The sequence below is a fragment of the Mangrovibacterium sp. genome (genome assembly GCF_059905295.1).
In genome coordinates this window covers 1-3,391 of record NZ_JBZQJF010000010.1, presented here as the reverse complement: position 1 = coordinate 3,391, position 3,391 = coordinate 1, and the positions used below count along the sequence as shown (strand labels likewise).

Genomic DNA, 3,391 nt, shown 5'->3' with positions numbered 1-3,391 from the left:
CTACTTCTGCTTGGAACGAGACCAATGATTGTCGTTGCATTTTTATTCGTTATCTTTTATCCTCGAAACTCTTATCCCCTAAATGTCTTTATTCCCGATTTTGAACTTGGTCAGGTATTCATTTGGCTTTTTACCGTCGTACTGGACCCCGTCAATAAAGTCTTTTGTAGGTGGTTTGAAGCCGTCTGTTTGTGGAATGTCCGAAGCTGGGATCTTGCCTTCTTCGACTAGCAATTTTGCTGCTTTTAACCAAATGTCCGGACGGTAAACCTTTTTCGCAGTTTCCAGATACCAGTCGTCTGATTTGGCCTCCGGGATTTGTCCCCAGCGGCGCATTTGCGTTAAAAACCACACTGCATCGGAGTAGAACGGATAGGTGGCGTTATAGCGGTAGAATACGTTAAAGTCGGGTAGTGAGCGTTTGTCCCCTTTTTCGAATTCGAAAGTTCCGGTCATCGAATTAGCAATGACGATAGAGTCGGCGCCAACATAATCGGTTTTTGAAAGAATAGCGACTGCCGCTGGACGGTTTGCAGGATCGTCCAGCCACTTGCCAGCGCGGATTAGGGCTTTGGTAACAGCTACCGCGGTGTTTGGGTTTTCGTCGATGAACTTCTGGGTCATTACGAAGACTTTCTCCGGGTTGTTTTTCCAAATTTCGTAGTTGGTTACTACTGGAACACCGATTTGTTTAAATACAGCCTGCTGGTTCCAGGGTTCACCTACACAATAACCGTAGATGGTACCTGCTTCCAGTGTGGCAGGCATTTGTGGCGGAGGGGTAACCGACAATAATACATCGGCATCTACCTGTCCCTGAATATTGTCGGCAGTATACATGCCCGGGTTGATTCCTGCGGCTGCCAGCCAGTAACGAATTTCGTAATTGTGGGTTGAAACGGGGAATACCATTCCCATTTTAAAAGGATTGCCGTTGGCCTTGTATTCTTTGATGACCGGTTTTAACGCATCGGCTTTGATTGGGTGAATCGGTTTGCCTTCAGAATCTGTTGGTACATTCGCTTTCATCTTGTCCCAAATGGCGTTTGACACGGTGATACCGTTTCCGTTCAGGTCCATCGAGAAAGGGGTGACTAATTGTGCCTGGCGTCCAAATCCAGCCTGTGCGGCAATTGGTTGACCGGCAAGCATATGTGAACCATCCAGTTCACCGTCGATTACGCGGTCCAGCACGTTTTTCCAGTTCGACTGGGCTTCAATGGTCACGTATAAACCTTCATCTTCAAAATAACCTAACTCTTTGGCTATGGCCAGCGGAGCCATATCAGTCAGTTTGATGAATCCGAAAGTGAGCTGTGGTTTTTCAATAAGCAAACTTGATTTTTGTGCTTCAGTTGTCGTAGTTGCAGCTTTTTTGCCAGAACCACCACACGATTGCAGGAATAGAGCGACTGCCGCTGCAAGTACCGGAATTTGAAGTTTTTTCAATCGTAACATGATATTTTGTTTTTGTTGTTTCGTAAATGTTTGATGATGTGAGATTCCTTATATATTGTCTAAAGGAATTTAGGTGTGAAAGCAATCATGGCCCAACCCCAGCTTTGCATACTGCTGATATCGGTATTCGGATCGCCAAATTTTAACTGTTTCAGGGTGTCAGATGTGCCGAACATTTGTGAATATCCGATTCCCAGGCTAACCCCTTTAGCCAGTGCATAGTTGAATACAAGGTCTAACTCTGTCCCCAGATAACCTTTGTAACTTTCTCCGCTTGTTGCATTAGTTCGTTCTTCGGCAGAAGCAAAGTAGTGCAGGTGTCCCAGTATCTTTGTTTTTTCGTTTATTTTAAAAGTTGTTTTCAAATAAATGTCCAACAATCCTGCGCTCATTGCGTCGGCACCGCCATGCCCGTTACCAACGTAGAAGTAATCCATGAAACCGTAGAATTTATGATTGGTGCCGTATTTAGGTGACCAGCCTTCAACTTTGTCAGACGTAGATTCGTCATCACCACTGAGGTAATCAACTCCGAGCAAAGGTTTCCCTGCTATTCCGGTATGCTGGATGTAAGCATTGACCATATAGCCGCTCAAATCAATCGACTCGAAAGTTCCGTTGTTTGCTGTTTTTCCCGCTGTTCCCCCAGTGTAATAAAACTGACCGCCGAACTTCAATTTCCCAGATTTGAAATTTGGTGTAAATCCGAATGTGACATTGCTGTAATGCTCTCCCGAGGTTGCGTCTACATTGTAAATGTCATTCAGAATCATGAAAGCCAGGTCGCCAGATTTAAACGTTTTCTTGTAGTATGCCATTAATTGTGCTTTGGGGAGTGTAAGGTTGAAAATACGTGTGTTGCTGCCTCCTCCGGATGTAATGGCATAGGCATTGCCTACCAATTTGGCGGGTTCCGGAGAACCATCACCGTAACCGGCCTGGTTCCATGTTGCCATCAGGTCGAACTGGTTGCCTTTCTTATCTTTATATAAATAGCGTAGTGCGTCGAGCGAACGCCCCTGGGCTGCCCAATCGAGGCTCCCGAATAGCCGGTGTCCATCGTAGATTACTTCTTGCCGACCGATACGGAAAGTTGATTTATCAGAAGCGTAGTACTCGCCATAGGCCTCATGAGCACTCAGTAGTTGATCGGATTTGTTTATTTGACCGGTTTCACCCCAGATGCGAACATCTTGGATCGATAGTTTGAATCCATATTTTTCAGTTTTGTAACTGGCAGTTAAACGAGTACGTTGCTCGGTAAAAACGGCCGGGTCTTGGTTGGGTAAAATGGGTTTTTTGAAACCATTACGTAGTTCAGTGCGTGGACGTAATTGTCCTTCAAGGGAAAATTGTGCATAGCTTGCGCCGGCTGTCAATAATAAAATAACTAAAGCAAATAAGGTTTTCATAGGATAAGAATTTAATTTTTAATTGTTGATCGAGTAGCCCGGATTCTTTCTGTTTATTTCTTAATCCGCTTCTAACTGATCCGGCCAAAAAACTACTTTTGATCTGTTTGGGTTATGTAATTTTATAATGTAAAAGTATGTTCGCTAAGACAGGAATAATATGGAATATAGAGGGAATAAACAGTCCTTTTAGCAGTAAAAACAGGTTAATTTGTTATAAAAAAACCTGCCAAAAAGCAGGTTTGTAAGTGTAGTGAATTGTGATAGAGGATAATGTGCTTTTAACTTTGGATGTAATAATGGTGTTCAGCTATTTCTTTTTTGAGGAGGTTTACATCTGTAACTCCGATTTTTTTACCCGAAAGAAGAATTAATTCTTCTTTTTTTAGGGCTGAAAGCACTCTAATAACTTGTTCTTCTGTCGTCCCGGCAAAATCGGCTATTTCTTTTCGACTTAATGATAGATTGATGAAGTTTTTCTTTTGTCCGAATTTCCTGTTAATGTAGAGGAGCGCATCAAT

The 3,391-nt window shown here is 43.3% G+C and carries 3 protein-coding genes; all 3 read right to left on the bottom strand.

The features are described 5' to 3' along the window. Positions 1–78: 78 nt before the first annotated feature. The gene (locus AC37HE_RS00510) at positions 79–1,458 is read right to left on the bottom strand and encodes a CmpA/NrtA family ABC transporter substrate-binding protein (RefSeq protein ID WP_500780809.1); all 1,380 of its coding nucleotides are present in this window, start codon (positions 1,456–1,458) and stop codon (positions 79–81) included. A gap of 59 nt (positions 1,459–1,517) precedes the next feature. Beyond that, complete coding sequence (locus tag AC37HE_RS00505; protein ID WP_500780808.1) at positions 1,518–2,870, bottom strand: alginate export family protein; 1,353 nt, start codon at positions 2,868–2,870, stop codon at positions 1,518–1,520. 281 nt (positions 2,871–3,151) lie between these two features. Further along, positions 3,152–3,391, bottom strand: a 240-nt coding sequence (locus AC37HE_RS00500) for a helix-turn-helix domain-containing protein (RefSeq protein WP_500780807.1), incomplete at its 5' end; no start/stop codon positions are given.